Origin of the sequence: Bythopirellula sp. (genome assembly GCF_041737835.1) — a bacterium.
Lineage (GTDB): Bacteria > Planctomycetota > Planctomycetia > Pirellulales > Lacipirellulaceae > Bythopirellula.
Genome location: NZ_JBGSQY010000040.1, coordinates 497,719 through 514,905 on the forward strand (window position 1 = coordinate 497,719; position 17,187 = coordinate 514,905).

12 protein-coding genes and 1 tRNA gene are annotated in these 17,187 nt (G+C 53.9%); 8 read left to right on the forward strand and 5 right to left on the reverse strand.

Going from position 1 to position 17,187, the window contains the following annotated elements; genetic code table 11:
- The first annotated feature begins 15 nt into the window (after nt 1-15).
- The 4 genes from AC6T8Q_RS13635 to AC6T8Q_RS13650 all read left to right on the forward strand — a co-directional run bounded on the left by AC6T8Q_RS13635 (nt 16) and on the right by AC6T8Q_RS13650 (nt 7,409).
- Nucleotides 16-2,967, forward strand: coding sequence for a golvesin C-terminal-like domain-containing protein (locus AC6T8Q_RS13635; protein ID WP_500679599.1), 2,952 nt, complete (start codon nt 16-18; stop codon nt 2,965-2,967).
- Nucleotides 2,968-3,324: 357 nt separating this feature from the next.
- A complete protein-coding gene (locus AC6T8Q_RS13640; RefSeq protein ID WP_500679600.1) occupies nt 3,325-4,605 on the forward strand; it encodes a PEP-CTERM sorting domain-containing protein in 1,281 nt (426 codons plus the stop codon).
- 446 nt (nt 4,606-5,051) lie between these two features.
- Complete coding sequence (locus AC6T8Q_RS13645) at nt 5,052-6,014, forward strand: PEP-CTERM sorting domain-containing protein (protein ID WP_500679601.1); 963 nt, start codon at nt 5,052-5,054, stop codon at nt 6,012-6,014.
- Between the two features lie 258 nt (nt 6,015-6,272).
- Nucleotides 6,273-7,409 carry a DUF1559 family PulG-like putative transporter gene (locus AC6T8Q_RS13650; RefSeq protein ID WP_500679620.1) on the forward strand — a complete coding sequence of 379 codons (1,137 nt, stop codon included), beginning with the start codon at nt 6,273-6,275 and terminating at the stop codon, nt 7,407-7,409.
- A gap of 50 nt (nt 7,410-7,459) precedes the next feature.
- Here AC6T8Q_RS13650 and AC6T8Q_RS13655 read toward each other — a convergent pair whose 3' ends face one another.
- Both AC6T8Q_RS13655 and AC6T8Q_RS13660 read right to left on the reverse strand, forming a co-directional pair.
- Nucleotides 7,460-8,137 carry an EF-hand domain-containing protein gene (locus AC6T8Q_RS13655; RefSeq protein ID WP_500679602.1) on the reverse strand — a complete coding sequence of 226 codons (678 nt, stop codon included), beginning with the start codon at nt 8,135-8,137 and terminating at the stop codon, nt 7,460-7,462.
- 53 nt (nt 8,138-8,190) lie between these two features.
- On the reverse strand, nt 8,191-8,412 hold the full coding sequence (locus tag AC6T8Q_RS13660; RefSeq protein ID WP_500679603.1) for a hypothetical protein: 222 nt from the start codon (nt 8,410-8,412) through the stop codon (nt 8,191-8,193).
- A 30-nt stretch (nt 8,413-8,442) separates the two neighbouring features.
- Between AC6T8Q_RS13660 and AC6T8Q_RS13665 the strand changes: the two genes are divergently transcribed.
- A complete protein-coding gene (locus AC6T8Q_RS13665) occupies nt 8,443-9,114 on the forward strand; it encodes a DUF2293 domain-containing protein (RefSeq protein WP_500679604.1) in 672 nt (223 codons plus the stop codon).
- Between the two features lie 52 nt (nt 9,115-9,166).
- Here AC6T8Q_RS13665 and AC6T8Q_RS13670 read toward each other — a convergent pair.
- A tRNA-Ser gene (locus AC6T8Q_RS13670) sits at nt 9,167-9,248 on the reverse strand.
- 101 nt (nt 9,249-9,349) lie between these two features.
- On the reverse strand, nt 9,350-10,714 hold the full coding sequence (gene rho, locus AC6T8Q_RS13675) for a transcription termination factor Rho (RefSeq protein WP_500679605.1): 1,365 nt from the start codon (nt 10,712-10,714) through the stop codon (nt 9,350-9,352).
- A gap of 1,457 nt (nt 10,715-12,171) precedes the next feature.
- Between rho and AC6T8Q_RS13680 the strand changes: the two genes are divergently transcribed.
- The 3 genes from AC6T8Q_RS13680 (at nt 12,172) to AC6T8Q_RS13690 (ending at nt 16,231) form a co-directional block, all read left to right on the forward strand.
- Entirely contained in the window at nt 12,172-13,446 is a 1,275-nt protein-coding gene (locus AC6T8Q_RS13680; protein ID WP_500679606.1) for a thioredoxin fold domain-containing protein, read from the forward strand.
- A gap of 368 nt (nt 13,447-13,814) precedes the next feature.
- Nucleotides 13,815-15,383: a bifunctional GNAT family N-acetyltransferase/carbon-nitrogen hydrolase family protein gene (locus tag AC6T8Q_RS13685; RefSeq protein WP_500679607.1), complete on the forward strand. Its 1,569-nt coding sequence runs from the start codon at nt 13,815-13,817 to the stop codon at nt 15,381-15,383.
- A gap of 53 nt (nt 15,384-15,436) precedes the next feature.
- Nucleotides 15,437-16,231 (forward strand): methyltransferase family protein, encoded by a 795-nt coding sequence (locus AC6T8Q_RS13690; protein WP_500679608.1) that lies wholly within the window; start codon nt 15,437-15,439, stop codon nt 16,229-16,231.
- Here AC6T8Q_RS13690 and AC6T8Q_RS13695 read toward each other — a convergent pair.
- Complete coding sequence (locus AC6T8Q_RS13695) at nt 16,228-16,893, reverse strand: tetratricopeptide repeat protein (RefSeq protein WP_500679609.1); 666 nt, start codon at nt 16,891-16,893, stop codon at nt 16,228-16,230. The genes AC6T8Q_RS13690 and AC6T8Q_RS13695 overlap by 4 nt on opposite strands.
- Nucleotides 16,894-17,187: the final 294 nt, after the last annotated feature.

Here is a 17,187-nt window from a genome sequence, read left to right on the forward strand (position 1 = left end):
ATTAAATAACTGATTATGCCACAAAAGAATAAATCCGCATCGAAGCAGCTCAAGTTTGAATCGCTCGAACAGCGCATCGCCCTCGCTGCGGCGGGATTAGTCGACGTCGGCTCGCAGCCTGAGGGGGCGCTCTCTGGTAAAGTTGTTTACACTAGCGGCGGTCACGGAATTATGGCTGCAAACAACGGCAATGGCTCCTGGTCATTTCAGCGGCCGTTGCTGTTGAGCATGATAGAAGACCTGGGGAACCAGGATCAAATGACCATGTTCGCGGAATACGCGTTTCGAGCAGGCGCGACTGTTGTTCCCATGCGGCCCGTCGGACATCAACCCAATGAAATTATTCTTGATAACGACGATACGGAAGTAACTTTCTCTGGGGCGTGGAGTAATAGCTCGTCCTCAATCTATTTCGGTGATGTGGGCGACGTCCCCTACAAATTTGCCACTGCTTCCGCCACCGAAACGGCCACAGCGACTTACCGCCCCAATGTGACCGAAGCAGGTTTTTATCCGGTCTACGCGTGGACACGAGCTGGTACCGACCGCGCTGATGATCAGCTTTACAAGATCAACCATTCGGGCGGAACGTCCGAAGTAACAATCGATCATCGGATGGTGGGAACGGGCTTGATCTACTTAGGCACGTATTATTTTGAGCAGGGCACAAGTGGCTCGGTTGTGATCAGCAATCGTTCGAGCGAACCTGGCCAGGTGGTGATTGCCGATATGATTCGCTTTGGCAACGGCGTGGGCGACATGGATCGCGGCGGCGGTGTCTCAGGACGAGATCGCTCGGACGAAGGTTCCATTTATTGGATTCAATGGCATGCTGAACATTCTCAAGGCATACCTGTTTCGAGTTACCGCTCCTCGGCAACTAACGACGATGGCACGGCCAATGTCGGTGCGCCCATCCGGCAGGCCGCCTACATGAATCAAGCGGGCGAAGGCTCGCTTTCCGACCGAGTTTATGTCAGTTTTCACACAAACGCAGGAAGTGGCACTTCCCGAGGTGTGCTGGGACTTTACAACGGCAATAACACGCCTGCTTCCGAAACCCCCAATCAATTTCTTTTAGCAAACCTGCTGGGTCGTGAAGTCAACGATGATCTCGTCGATCAAAACGGGCTTTTCGAACATGACTTTGAGGATAGCAATGTCGTCACACTGGATCGTAGCGATATCGAATTCGGAGAAATCAATAACACGATTATCTTAAACGAGTTCGATGCCACGATTGTGGAAGTTGCCTATCACGACAATCAACTCGATGCCGAGCTACTCCGAGATCCTAAATTTCGCGATGCCGCGGCTCGCGCAACGCTCCAAGGCGTTGTCAGATATTTCAACAGTCTGGACGTTTCCACCCCGCTGGTGATGGCTCCCGGTGAGGCGACCAACGTCAGCGCTGAATCCAACGGTGTGGGCCAAGTTACCGTTTCCTGGCTAGGTCCTGTGGCGAATTCCTACGTTGGTGACGCTCCCACGGGCTACATGATCTATGGGTCGACCAATGGTTATGGCTTTGACGGCGGGACTTACGTGCCCGGTGGAGCGGCAACCAGTTACACTTTCACGGGTCTCGATCCAAGCGAAGGAGCTTACTACTTCAAAGTTGTACCCGTGAATGCCGGTGGGGCAGCCCCCGATTCCGAAGTCGTCGCGGCCATGCCCAATGCGGGCAGCAAGGGCGTGCTGATCGTCAACGGATTTGATCGCCTCACGCGACAGCAAAATCCCGTTCAAGCCGGTGCCGAGCGCGTCCGACCACGCCAAAGCAATTCTTTCGACTACACGGTTCAAGTGGCAGCGGCCATCGAAGCGGCTTCGCCCGGCCTTGTCGTCGACAGCACCTCCAACGAAGCCCTCCTTTCCGGCGCCATTGATCTGAGCGACTATCAAGCCGTAATCTGGATCTCGGGCGAAGAATCGACCGACGACGAAACTTTCAGCACAGCGGAACAAACCCTCGTCGCGAGCTATCTGGCAGGGGGCGGCAAACTGCTCGTTTCGGGCTCGGAAATTGGCTGGGATTTAGACCGTTCGAGCGGCCCCACGGCCTCGGATCGCACTTTTTACAACAGTTCATTACGTGCGGATTATGTCTCCGACGATGCGGGCACTTACAACGTGCAGGGTGCCGTGGGCTCGATCTTCGCGGGATTGAGCTTTTCGTTTGATGATGGCTCGCAGTTCTACGACGTCAATTTCCCCGATCGCATTAACCCCTTAAATGGCTCGACTACAGCGCTGAGTTATGTGGGCGGCTCAGGCGGCGGGGCGGGAATCCAATACGACGGCGGGGCCACGAAGGTGGTCAATTTGGCCTTTCCGTTCGAGACAATCACCTCGGCCGCAAATCGGGCCGCGGTCATGGATCGCGTACTTGATTTCTTTGGTGTGGTCAGCCAACCACCCACGGGTGACTTCGACCAGGATGGCGACGTCGATGGCCGCGATTTTCTCGCTTGGCAACGTGGTGCCGGAGTGGCCAGTCCCACATTGGCCGACGGCGATGCCAACGGCGATGGGGTGGTCAACAGCGTCGATCTCGGCATCTGGCAGGATCAGTATGCCACGCCTGGCCCCGTCGTGGCCGTAAGCGCGCTCTCTGCGGAAAGTGAACCGGTCGTGGCCCTAAGTTCCAACGATTCTCCCAGTGATCTCTCAGGCGTTGTCTCTCACGTAGTAGGCCTCAACAGCCCGTTGGCACCTGCAAATTCTGCGAATTTTGAGAATGACGAAACCCACTCGGCATTCTTCGACCAAGAGCGGGAATCGTGGGATTTACAAGGTTTCTGGCAATCCAGGCGTAGTACAGAATTGTTCGGATTGGCCAGGAAAGCTTTGACCGACGTGGATACCGTCCTGGAAGCTTGGCGTCATGATTCACAGCATGACTTTGAGTTGACCAGCGACCTTTTGCCCTTGGAAATTTCTGAAGCTGCCAACGACGGTGCTTGAGCTTGCTCTAGTGGCCATCCACATTTTGCGCAAAGTGAAGAAAATCCTGCGCACATTTCCTTGGGAGTTTGGTAAATCTTGTTTATTATAGGACTTATCACGCTCTTGCGGATGCCCTGGAGATGGCGGTAGACGCATCCCTCGTAGAGTGAACCGGATCAGAATAAGGCCCGCCCGATGTTATATGCCTTGTTGACAACACGCATACCGTTTTGCAGTATCCGTGCTTGCCTTTGTTCAATGATGAGAATTCTTAGTCGTCCGGTACAGTGGAACAGCAGAGCCGTGGCACTTAGCCTCTCCCCAACCAAGATATCAATCCCCGTTGTGAATCCCGCGAGATGAAGGATGGATGTAATGAAAATGAAATTTGCTTTAAGTTTGGCGATTTGTGGTACGGCGCTAGCCGCTCTGAGTGCGTCTGCTTCTGCACAGGTGTTGTATTCTGAAACCTTTGATGATGGTCAAGCTTCGACTCGTTGGACGGCTCAGGCAGGCAAGGGCTATGACAGTGCGCTGGTGCCGGTTCCCATGGACACGAACTTTGATCAATCACCTTTTCCTGTCGATGGCATTAACGACAGTGTAGCCGGTTTTGCCTATGACTATAGCGTAGCTGGCATCCCATCCGCTCCCAACTCGACGGGCGGATCGACGATGGGCTTGAAACTGCAATCGAGTTTATTTTCCAATGCTCTAGGTGGTTTCAGTGCTAACCCCAATGGCGTGAATCTCACAGGGGACTACTCTGTTAAGTTCGATGTGTGGGCCAGTACGGTAGGTACTGCGGCTGGCTTTCCCACAGGCGGTAGTGGATCAACCATGCTCTCGACCTTCGGTATTCTTACCACCGGCACGGCCAGTGAAACGATTCTTTCTACCGACGGCGTGTTCTTCGCTGCATCGGGAGATGGCGGTTCTTCTGCTGATTTCCGCGCTTATTCCGTTGAAGATAAAAACAGCTACGACGGCACGGCGGGTGAACCTCATGGCACGTATCACGCTGGTAGTCGCAACAGCAGCGCAGCACTCTACGACACGGCCGTGGGTGGTCCTGTCACCGTTCCTCAATCCGTGAAAGACGCGTTTCCTGCGCAAAATATGGAAGGAACTCTTAACCCTGGTGCTACCGCTTTCAAATGGCATGCCCATGAAATTCGCAAGGTTGGTCAACTGGTTGAGTGGTACTTGAATGGCACCAAATTGATCACTGTCGACATGACCGAATTTGCAACCCCCACACTGGGCGGCAACATTTCCTTCGGTCATGCAGATATCAATTTCTCTTCTTCGATCGATCCGCAGGCAGTTGATCTTTTGTTCACCCTGATCGACAACATCGAAGTCACAGCTATTGCGTCAGTTGGCGACACTGGCGACTTTGATGGAGATGGGGACGTCGATGGCCGTGATTTTCTCGCCTGGCAGCGTTCTGGCCTGATTACTGACGGCTCGGCTCAGCTTGCCGACGGCGATGCCAACGGCGACGGCAACGTCGACGGTGCTGATCTCGTGATTTGGCAGGATCAGTATGGCGTGCCTCCCCTGGCTGGCTTAACCACGGTTCCCGAGCCTTCGTCGATGATCGTCTTCGCTGGCTTGGCTGGCTTTGGCTTGTTAGTCCGTCGTAAGGGTTAATTGCATGAGTCGTCAGTTGTTGGGAGTTAGTCGTGAGATCTCTCACCCCTAGCTGCCAGCCACTAGCCTCTCGTTATCGTCCTTGTTTGTTGAGGTTGCTAATTACCTGGAAGCCTACGCGTGTTAGCACCCAACACTATCGGCCCCCGGGAACGATGCTGTGCTTTTCGTGAGCCAGCATCGAAACGGGGGCCGCTTAGTTTTTTTTGCATTCAGATTTTTACCACCAGGTTTCTCTCTCGGATGTGCTTTTGCGCACGAAAGAGAAACTTGTGCGCTCTAATTTGTGGCGTTTTTGACGGCCGCAAGTATTATGAAGTTTGTGTAAAAACCGGAACAGTGGGCTTGTGGCGGAGCTCTCGGGCATCGGCAGCCGTTGGTCGGCCCCGATTCAATAGAACATTTGACTGATACGACTCGAGTTTTCAACTGAAAGGACTAGTCTAATGAAGCGAATTTGTCTCTCCGCCTGCGCCGCCCTTGCGGTCGTCTTGGCGAGCCATTCCGCCTTCGCGGCGATTCTGTACTCCGAGAATTTCAACGCGGATCCGACGGCCAACTGGACCGTCAATGACCCCGCCCTCACAGATAAGATTGCGGATTTCTACTACGACTATTCCGCGATTGGCGTTCCAGCAGCCCCAGGTGGTGGTGGTACCACCCGCGGCTTGAAAATGTCGGTAAACAACACAACGGGCGTCTTCGGCGGTTTTAGTGTCTCCCCCACGGGTGAAAACTTCAGCGCCTCCGGCAACTACAAAGTCCGCTTCAAGATGTGGCAAAATTACGTCGGCCCTCTTGGCCCCGGCGGCAGCGGCACGACCCAACTCTCCACGTTCGGCGTTGGCACTTCGGGCACAACCGCCTTCTGGCCAGGTGCAGCCGTCAAAGAGAGCGTTGCCTTTGGAGCCACATTGGATGGTGGTTCTGCCAACGATTATCGCGCCTACAGCACGGCTGCTCCTACTGGTTACGCTTCTGGAAACGCGGTGTTTGCCCCCGCAACCTCCAATAACGATAGCAACGTGTACTTCACGGGTAACTTTCCCAGCAGTTCTGCTCCTGCTGCTCAGTTGTCGCTGTTTCCCGGTCAAACAGGTTCGACAAGTGCTGGCGAAATCAGCTTTGCTTGGCGGGATGTCGTTGTGGAAGTTGCTGACGGTTTTGCCACCTGGACTGTTGACGGCGTTCAAATGGCGACTATCAATCTGAGCACCGTCACCTTGGGGGGTGGCAACATCTTCTTCGGCATGAGTGATACTAATGCCGGTGCATCTGCCGATGTCAACGACTCACTGCTCAACGTGACGTTGATTGACAACATTGTTGTCATGCAGGTTCCCGAGCCATCCTCGATGGCTCTGGTCGGCTTGAGTTTGGTTGGCTTGTTGGCAACTCGCCGTCGCTAAGCAAGTCCTTTTGAATTGTTGAAAGCCTCCGACCCCGGCAAGTGCTGATCTTGCCGGGGTCGTTTTTTGTGATGTGTTTGACAGGCTGCGGTGATTCTTTGCGGACATTACTTGCGCTTTTTCGAGTGCGGTTTGCGCTGATATCCATTGCCTGTTTTGTAGTCTCGATCAACAATAGTAGCTGGAGGGAGGCACTCCAAATCTATCCATTCATCTGTTTTCATGATGGAGCCTACCTTGAGAAGAACGAGCTTTGCTATGTCCTACCCTCGCGCATGTGCCAGCCGGCGCCTCGGCTTTACGCTTGTTGAGCTGCTAGTCGTGATCGCGATCATTGGCGTCTTGGTGGCCCTCTTGCTGCCCGCCATCCAGGCAGCCCGCGAAGCGGCTCGTCGCTCGCAATGCCAAAACAATCTGAAGCAAATTGGCCTGGGTGCTCTCAATCATGAAAGTACCAACAAGCATTACCCAACAGGTGGATGGAGCTATGATTGGGGCCCGGACCCTAGCCGTGGTTTCGGAGAAGACCAACCCGGAAGTTGGCTCTACAATATCTTGCCGTTTATCGAGCAACAGAACCTTCGCCAGCTCGGCACGGGAACAACGATTGCAAGCGCAGCTCATCAGGCAGCGATGACTCAACTCTTTACCACCAATATCGCGGGCTTACGATGCCCGTCGCGCAGCGCGGCGGATCTGCAGTTATCGAATTGGAACAATGTTGCTGTCAAAAACATGGGGAGCTGGGTTTCCCAGCTTGGAACAACTACGGGCGTGTTTAAGGCTGACTATGCGGGCAATGCGGGCACAACGGCTTTCTTTGATGGACAAGAATGGTTTGGAGGTGCTCCTAACGCTTTGAACGGCAACTACGACGCCGCAGAAGCAGCATTTGAGGTCAAACTATCGCAAGCTTCGATGACTTCATGCGATAAGCCAACGACGGGTTTTCAGCATAACATCGCAAGGCGTTGCCAGGATGGTGTCATTTACATTCGTAGTGAAACTACGATTGCAAATGTTGAAGACGGTACGACTCACACATTTCTGGCAGGTGAAAAATATCTGCAGCCCGAAGCTTACCAAGGTGCTGCTAGCACTAGCGACCCTGGGTGGTCACAAAATTCTAATCAGGGTGCTTACTGTGGTTATGACTGGGACAACCAACGTCGAGCATTTAGCTGGAGATTTGGCTCGGCGACCGATCAAGAGAAATTTCAGCCTCGCGCTGATCGAGCAGGATATAACTCCGAAGATATTTGGGGTAGCTCACACCCAGGTAGCTTCCACATGGTTTATTGTGACGGATCCGTACAATCCATCAGCTACGACGTGGATCCCTTTATCATCAGCTACTCTGCGGACCGTTTTGACGGTCAGACAATTTCGCAATAGCAAGCGTTAACTCTTTGCTTCCGATTGATAGAAGATCTACTTCGGCATGATTACTTTGTGGTCAAGCTGAAGCGGACTTTGTTATTCAGAATCGATGGGTCGTCCTTCGAAACTTCTTGTCCCAAGATAGTTTCCGTATTGTATTTTGTGGGGATCGAACCACTGCCATCTCCGGCCGTGATTTTGACCTTGTAAAGTCCAACTTGAATTCCAGGAGGAGTATCGTCTGTCGGACGCTTTTCCTTGGGGATAGTTGGTGCTGCCGTGCCCCCCATAGATGTCACATCGGAGGCCTCTTGAAGAACACCTTCGAGAAAACCTTCTGGCTCGAATGTTATCGTCGCACCGTTAAGGGGAGCGCCATCAAGCGTCACTTCGCAACCAAACGACATCAAACCAATGTTCATTTTTTGCCAGATAGCAACGCGATCCGCAATTTCCTGCTCAGAGACTTTACCGTCCCCATCCTTATCCAAATTCTTAATGGCGGCCTTTAGTCCAGGTGCCTGCTCCAGCTCCGCACCCGCAACAAAGCCATCCCCATCCTTATCATAGATCTCCATGGCTTTCGCCGCGGCAGCACTTGGATTGTAGCTAGGCGCTTCAAGCTTTGAAGGCCCACCGTTGCACCCCACGAGTGCCGCGCAAACTCCCGCCGTACCCAAACCGTAGACGGCGATCTTCTTCAGCAATGTTTCTGTCAAACGCTTACGCGGGAGCTTTGTCACGGTCGTTGCCTTTCGCAAAACTATATTAGCTAATGCCTACTGTCGTTTTATTTTCAACGGCTTGTGTGACTTGGCAAGGGCCTCTCGAAGATTCGAGAACACAGGCGGAAGAATTTCGCCAACCCACTCTCACCTTTGCGGATCGCGATCTTCACTTTGCGCGAAAAGTTACCGATCAGACGTCCTGAAAGTCCGATTTCCAGCCCTGTGCCGACATTCCGAATGGATGGCATTCGATGTGCTTTTTCATTAGTTTGGCTGATGAAATCACCCATCAGAAATCATGCAGGGAAGCGGAAAAGTCAATGAGCCAACAGTCTTTCAGCCCAGGACCAGCGCCCGACACCGTGCAAAGTGCCGATGGTACGATCGTAACCGTCCCCAAAGGTTGGGAACTTCTACCTCCCGGTGATGCGGCACTCACAAGACGAGTCAAAGCAGCCGGCGATCATTGGGTTGTTGCCGAAAAGAAGGGGCGAAAAATATTCTCCCGTGGAGTTTGGGCACCGGCAGCAACCATTGAAAAATTACGTGGTGAACTCGAAGCCGAACGATCAACCAGGGGCTATGCCGAGAAGAAAGCCAGCGACGCAAGGCGGCGTGAGCAAGCTCAAGCCGAGTACGTCGAAGATTTCACGGAAGCCGTTGTGAAGTTTCTCTCTTTTCATCCTGCTCATGCTGATCTGGCGAGCATACTCGCCCGCCGAGTTGCCGATCACGCCACGCCGGTTGGCAGCGGCACCGTGGCCCGTACTAAGCGTATCCCCGTCGAACAACGCGCCGAATCGGCCGTCATCGCCTGGATGCGCCACCAAACAACGGGCTACGATTCCATGAAAATCCCGCGCGAAAAGGGCAAACGGCGGGAAGTTCGCCGGATGTTGGCCCAACGATCCAAAGAACTGTTGGCCCGCTATCGAGAGGGCAAGACAGGCGGCGAAGGATGTCCGTTGTTGAAGGCGCTAGGGAAACCGTAGGCCTTATTCGTTCCAGCGATGGGATGTATTACTTCCCCAAGAAATTTGAGAGCGGAGGGCACGGGACTCGAACCCGCAACCGGTTGCCCGGCACCTGAATTCCAATCAGGCCGCTAGCCATTCGCTTACCCTCCGAGCATCAACTCAAATCATCAAGTTGATCCAAGGCTCATCATAAAAACGCTCAAACGATGCTGCAACGACAAATGCTGCAATGTCGAGCCCGGCGCGGCGATCAATCGATCGCGTTCGCGCCTTGGATGAGCATGACGAACTCTTCGTTCGATTTGAACTTGCCCAGCTTGCTGGTGAGTTGCTCCATCGCGTCGACGTGGTGCATCGAAGACAACGTGCGTCGCAGCATCGTTGTCGCGTGCAGCGTCTCCGGCGGGAGCAGCTTCTCTTCGCGGCGGGTGCCTGATTGCTCGATGTCGATCGCGGGCCAGACGCGGCGGTCGGCCAACTTGCGGTCGAGCACCAATTCCATGTTGCCGGTGCCTTTAAATTCCTGAAAGATCAGTTCGTCCATGCGGCTGCCGGTGTCGATCAAGGCCGTGCCGACGATGGTCAGCGAACCGCCTTCTTCAAACGCCCGAGCCGTGGCGAAGAGCTTCTTGGGAATGTCCATCGCTTTGATGTCGACGCCGCCGCTCATCGTGCGGCCGGTGTTGCCGACCCACTTGTTGAACGCGCGGGCCAAGCGGGTGATCGAGTCCATCAACATGAACACGTCCTTGCCCAATTCGGCCAGCCGTTGGCAACGAGCGACCACGAGCTGGGAGAGCCGCACGTGGCTTTCAACGTCGTTATCCAGGCTGCTGGCAAACACGTCGCCGTTGACGATATTGCGACGCATGTCGGTCACTTCTTCGGGCCGCTCGTCGATCAGCATGACCATCAAAGCGACGTTCGGATAGTTGGTGGAAATCGCGTTGCTAATGTGCTGCAACAACACGGTTTTACCGGTCCGCGGCGGAGCGACGATCAAGGCGCGTTGGCCTTTGCCCAGCGGCGTCAACAGATCCATGACGCGCGTGCTAATGGGCTGAGCACCGGTTTCCAAGCGATACCATTCCTCGGGAGTGATCGGCGTGAGCTGATCGAAATTCTTAACGTTGACATATTCTTCGGGAGCAATCCCATCGACGTCGAGCAATTCACGCAACCGCGGGCCTTGCTGCTTGCGATGGTGCTGGACCATGCCGCTTAACAGCAGGCCTTCGCGGAGACCAAACTTTTCGATCATCGTGCCGGGCACGAAAGGATCGGTTCTCTCGCGGGTGAAATTGGTCGAGGGGTTACGTAAGAAGCCGTAGCCGTTGGGATGCATTTCCAACACGCCCGAACCTGGCACCAAGGGCAGGGGTTCGCCACTCTCGGAATAATCCGGCTCGCGGGAGTCATGATAGTTGCTCCGGCGGCGGTTGTTGTTGTTATTGTTGCGATAGCCACCCTGGCGGTTGTTGGGCCGGTTGTTGTTATTGTTGTTGTTGCGGCCACGGTAACGGTTATTGCCGCCGCCACCTTGGCCACCGCCGCCGCCACCTTGACCACCACCACCACCTTGGCCACCACCGCCCGATCTTTGACGCTTGTTCACAGTCAGAATCCTAGTTTCTCAAAACAAAATTAATGAACTTGTTCGCCGTCGAAGCCCTTTGCCGAACTTTCCATCTCTGGCGGCTTCTGGCAGCGTTACGCGAGGTAGGACCTCGCGGAAAAGGCCGCGTTTAAATACGGCCGGCTTCCTGAAAAAGAAGCCACTCAACTGGGCCAAGCCAATCATTCGGCTGCGAAAAGCAGCGAATCTCTGCGACAAGGCATGCGCGCCTTGCCCTCAAAGCTTGCCCCCACAAAACCTGCCAACCTTGTCACAAACGGTTGAGCAGGCAAATCTCCTTCAGGAAATGGAACCTCGTTGGAATTCAAACCCTCAAGCAAGGAAATCCCCGCAAGGAATGGAATCCCAGGAATGAAATCTTTGTGTGCCTAGTCCTGCGGTCAGTTGGGGAGAGCGTCCCGCTCTTCATTGCCAGTGTTCACACCCACCAGCCCAGCGACTCACCGAGATTCGATGCTAGACATCAATGCGATTTATTCGCTAACGCGATTTTTTCTGATGGCCACAGGTCTTGCAGCTCGTCACTCAGAAACCATTTCAAATATTGTTGTTTAAGAGTGCTGCCAAGTTTAAGCAGCATTCAAGGATTTAGCCACCCCCAATGGCATCAACCGGCGACTTCCTCATCAACTCAAACGATGATATTTCGCGGGAGCCAATCTGACCCCACGCGCGAAACCAGTCGCAATTCTATATTGTCTTCGTCTCTGGGATCAGTCGGGCGTTAGAACGCATAAACCGACCCAAAAACCTATACGCTGTTGCCACGCCATGGTTTGGGTTATGACCGGCAAACACAACTGGGCTTATCACTAAGATCTTCGCGATCGCAAATGGGCAACAACGCAATTTTGCAAAAACACAGGTATCCAGCAAGAACGCCCGCAAATTTCTTCGGCTAGCCAAATGCTTTTCAGTCAACCATTCCGAAGTTTACCGAGAGGTAACACAGAAGATGCCGAAAACATTGGCCTATAGAACCTGCGATCTCGCAGGGTTGTGAACTCAAGAACAATATTAGTTATAGACGCGGCCATGTCAAGCTGAGATTGCTGCTATCGGCCGACTAATAAGGCTTTTTTCGGCCTGAATTTCGGCGTTTATAACACTTAGGCAAAGTGGACTAAGCGTTCTGGCCACTCCTTGGACAACGCTGGCTCAATCATACCCAGATCAACACACACCGCAAACCTTTGTGCCGAAACAACTTACAACCAAAATACCCATCAACACATACAGTAGTCGGGGCGGGGGACTACGGCGGCAATCTCACGCCAATCGTTAATTTTTAACAAAGTTGGGAGCCCTTGATGTCCGATTTAACGACCAGCGTGACCTAGCGCAACTACTAGTCAAGGGATGACTGTTGAAGCGACTGCCAGTCCGGCAGCTAGGTCAGTTCGCCTCCTCTACGAATCTAAGCGAATGGAATCGCCATGAGCAATCGACACTTGCTGCCTGTTCTTTTCTCCGTTGTTCTCGGCTTGGGTCTCCAAACCATCTCATGCGGAGCAGAATCGGTCAGTTGGCGAAACAATCTGGATGCCGCCAAAATCGAGGCCATGCAGTCGGGCAAACTCGTGCTGCTGCACTTTTACACGTCGAGTTGCGGACCGTGCAAAATGCTCGACACGAATGTGTTTTCTCAACCCCAGATCGGCGAAGAAATCGAACGCAATTATGTGCCGGTGAAGATCAACGCCGAGGAGTATCCGGCACTTGCTACTTCGTTGCGTGTGGAACGCGTTCCCGCGGAAATCGTGTTGAACAATCAGGGAAACGTGGTGGCCAGCCTGTCGTGTCCGCAGAATGCGACCGAGTACACAATGCAGCTCAGCAATCTGGCGGACCACTACCGTCAGCAAACGGGTGGTCGCACGAACGCGAATGAAGCACCCGTGCAAGCCGCTTATGCCGGTTTGCAGGTCGGGCAATACAACAATCAGCCCGCTGCTCAAACGGCGCCCATTCAAAATCAGCCCGTGGCACAAGTTCCGACAGTAACGAACAACCCTTATCTGGCGAACGCCAATCAAGCCAATCAACAAGGTTATTCGCCCGTGGCTAGCACGGCGTATGGCAATCCCGCCATGAATGCTCAACAGCAACCTACGATGCAAGCAGCAACGCAGCCCGTGGCCACTCAAATTGCCGCCAATCCAACGATGCCTGCCAACGCCATGCCTAATAGCTATCGCGATCAATCCCAGGCCCAACCAGTCGCCAACGCGCCAAGTATGCAACCGCAAGTGGTCACCAATCCAGCCGCTGCTTCGCAGGTGAATCCTGCATCGCACATTTCAGTAACGCAACAACTTCCAGCCGGTAGCCCACCTTTGGCTTTCGATGGTTATTGCCCCGTTGCTTTGAAAACAAATCACAAGTGGGTCGCGGGCAATCTCAAATTCGGTGCCATTCACCGTGGCCGCACGTTCTTGTTCATGGGCGAAGAACAACGCCAGCAGTTCCTGGCCAACCCCGATGCTTATTGCCCGGTTTTCTCGGGCATGGATCCGGTGTTGCTCTTGGACAACAATCAACTGGTCGAAGGAAGTCGCCGTTTTGGATTTGAATACCTGGGCGCGTTCTACTTGTTCTCGAATCAAGAATCGATGAATCTTTTCAAGAGCAAGCCCGATCAATATGCCGCGAGCGTTCGCCAGGCGATGAATCGCATGGACGCCACCAACGACGCCACGATCCGTCGGTAGCAAGCGCGGTTCAACGTCTCGGCTTTGCTCGTTTCATATCCCGAATTTCCCGGCGGAAATGATCGCTAGTTGCTCATAATCGGCCAGTGGCAATAACCTAAAGCACAGTGGAGCCTCTTCAAGCCACGTGCCGTCGGTCAACTGGTCCAAAGAATCAGTCTTCCGCGAGCTTCTCGAGAGTTCGCGACATACCAAAGTCGGCACGCTTAAAGAGGCTCTTTTTCTTTTTGTCGCCGACCGTCCCATTTCTTGGGACCAATGTCGCGTGTCGTAGCACCTCCAGTTCGCGTAGGTGCACCCCGAAAATCTCGCTAGAATAAACGCCGCTTATTTTCTGCCCACGTACTTTTTGCTCAAAGACGCGACTCATGCCCGATCAGAAACCTGCTGTCACGGTCCGCACTTGGACTAAGGACGATATTAATGCCCTGGCCGCCTGCGAGGCTGCCGCGTACCCGCACATCGCGCGGGAAAGTCTTTCGGATAGTCGAAAATTCCTGTTCCAGTTCGAGGCTTTTCCCGAAGGCCAATTTCTCGCCGAGGTCGATGGCCAAGTGATTGGCTTCTGCACGTCGTTGATCGTCCTGCTCGACGATACGGCCCCTTGGTACTCCTACGACGAAATCACCGGCGTTGGCACATTTAGCACACACGATCCCAGCGGCGACACCCTCTACGGCTCAGATATCGCCGTGCATCCCGACTTCCGTGGGCTTGGCATCGCGGACAAGCTGTACGTACATCGCAAGGGCTTGCTCGAGCGATTCAACTTGCGCCGGATGGTCGCTGGGGGACGGATTCCTGGCTATGTTCAATATGCAAAGAAGATGACCGCCCAGCAGTATGTCGAAGCCGTCGAACGTGGCGAGCTTGATGATGCGGCTCTGTCGGTCCATCTGAAAGCGGGCTACAAGGTGCGCGGGGTTCAGTACGCCTATCTGAACGATGCAGAGAGCATGAACTACGCCACGTTTCTCGAAATGGAAAACCCAGCGTTCGATTCCGCGAAGCGGTTGATTGCCGGTTCTCCGATCCGCAGTCCGGTGCGAAAAATCCGCGTCTGTGCCGCCCAGTATGAAATGCGGTCGATCGACACCTGGGAAGATTTTGAACGGCACGTACGATTTTTTGTGGAAACGGCCGATGAATACCATTGCCACTTCTTGCTCTTTCCCGAGCTCTTCACCGCCCAGCTTTTCAGTTTATTTCCCCCCGACTTGGATTCTCACATAGTGATTCATGAAGTTGCTCGCTACCACGACAAATACCTGGAACTTTTCAAAGACTGTGCCGCTGAGCATGGTCTGTACATCATTGCGGGATCAACTCCCGCTCCTGTCGACGGCGAATTGCGTAACGTCGCCCATTTATTCTCTCCCAACCGGAATGTCTACACGCAAGAGAAACTCCACATCACGCCCGTCGAGAAACACTACTACGACATTCGGCCCGGCGACAAACTCCGTGTCTTCAACACCCCGCTCGGCCGAATTGGCATTTTGATTTGCTACGACGTCGAGTTTCCTGAGTTGGCGCGGCTACAAGCGGAAAAGGGCATTGATGTTCTCTTCGTGCCGTTCGCTACCGACGAGCGCAAGAGTTATCACCGCGTTCGCTATTGCTCACAGGCCCGCGCGATCGAAAATGTGCTCTACGTGGTGCTGGCCGGCTGCGTTGGTAACCTGCCGCAAGTGAAAAGCTTCAAAGTCAATTACGGCCAAGCCGTGGTTTGCTCGCCGTGTGACGTGGCCTTCCCCAAAGATGGCATCTTGGCAGAGGCCGATCCCAATTGCGAGACAGTCTGCATCGCCGAACTCGATTTGAATGACTTGGCCATCCAACGCGACTTGGGAAGCGTCAAACCCTTGCAAGATCGTCGGAACGATTTGTATACGGTCCATTCCCACATTCCGGTGGAAGTGGTGAACGTAGAATAGCCCTGCGAAGTCAAACGAACGCCTGTACCAATTTTGCAAGCTAGACTATTGGCATGATCAGCGGTTCGCTCGATACGACTCATGACTCTCAACCAGCCGAACACCGTGCCTGGCCCATGCGGCTGTGGCTCGCCGCGCCGGATTGGTTATTTCGCGTATTGGGACTTGGCTTCTTTGGCATTTTTCTTTGGATCAGCGCCCAAAAATATTGGGACGGCACATTCTGGAATTTCGTCCCCTGGACCAATATCCCTGGTCGAGGCACTGTCCGCATGCCGTGGACGCCCATTCTGATCGATATTACATATTTGTTGATGGCGGCAAGTTTTGTGCTGCGGATCAATCCCAAGCAACGAGCTTCCGATGGTCGTGCCATCCTGATTACGCTTTTCACGGCTTTTGCACCCTTCATCTTTGTGATGTGGCTGCCGTGGGGATTGGGCCTGATCGACGAAAATTGGAAAACGTCGTATTACCAATTCCTGTGGCCAGATCAGATTCATTGGGTATCAGCCTTGATTGGCGGGCTGCTCATCACGCTGGGCAACGTGATCGACGTGTGGGGCTACTTCGTGCTCTGCCGCAGTTTTGGGATCGTGCCTGAAGCGCGGGAATTAAAAACCACGGGGCCTTACCGCTTCGTTCGCCACCCCGTTTATCTGGGCCAATTTTTAGCTCAGGGTGGGGTGTGGCTCTTCTTTGCACGCCGCCACGTGGTGTGGATTGGCTTGTACGTCGTGTTTGTCGCTTTGCAGCTTTACCGGTCAAAGCTGGAAGACCGCGCACTCGCGGCGGCCTTTGGAGAAGAGTACGAGGCATATCGCCGTCGCACGTTTTGGTTTGTTTAGCTCTTATCTTTGAGCTTGCGCTGCAGGTGAATCACCTGGGCGCGAATCTCTTCCATGTTGGGATTCAGCCGAAGCGCGCGGCGGAACGAATCCAGGGCCGAAATGGGATCGCCCAGTTGCAGATAAGCTTGCCCCATCGTTGAGGCTGCCAAGAAATGATAGCCGTTCACTTCCAAGGCCTGATGGCAATCGCGGGTCGTTGCGTCGTATTGACCTAGTTGAAAGAACGCTTTGGCTCGATAGTACCACGCTTGGGCCAGCCACGGGGTCTCGTCCAAGAGGGCGGTCGCCAATTGGGCAGCCCGCTCAAATTCACGGTCGTCGAGTTGTTCACCGATCGCCACGAGATGACGTTGATGCGTGGTCGTGCCGATCCGCAGCCAAACTTGCTGTATCGCATTTTCGGCCAGCGTGCGCACGCCGCGGTCTTTGTCGACCAAGGCCCGGCCGAGGACGTTGTTGCTGCGATAATCGGCCAACCGCCCGAGTGCCAGCACCGCACCGCGGCGAGAAGCAGGATCACAAGATGCAGCCACGCGCTCCAAACCGCCAACGGTGTAACTCGAGCCGATGCTGCGAATGAACGCCCCAACGTTCTGATCGACCAAATAACGCTCATAGTGATAGACTAAGAGCGGTCGTTGTGTGTAATCGTGGCTCATACTGGGCGTCATCCCGGGAGCAGGCAGAGATGTTCTTGCTCGTCACGAGTTAACAGTGATAATGCAAACGAATTCTCAACAGGCAGGAAGTCCGGAGAACCTTTCCATGAGTCTCCAGGGACGGCTCAAAGGAGAGTGTCATCACGAGCAGCAATTCTGCTGATGGTCAGTTCCTAGCTGCCCAATTCGTAGTGTAATTGACATTACCGAATTAACAATGAAATTTGTCACCGCATTTGCCGAAGCGCATAATTCAGATAGAAATTCATGCCTCCAGTGACCCACGCTTTGAAT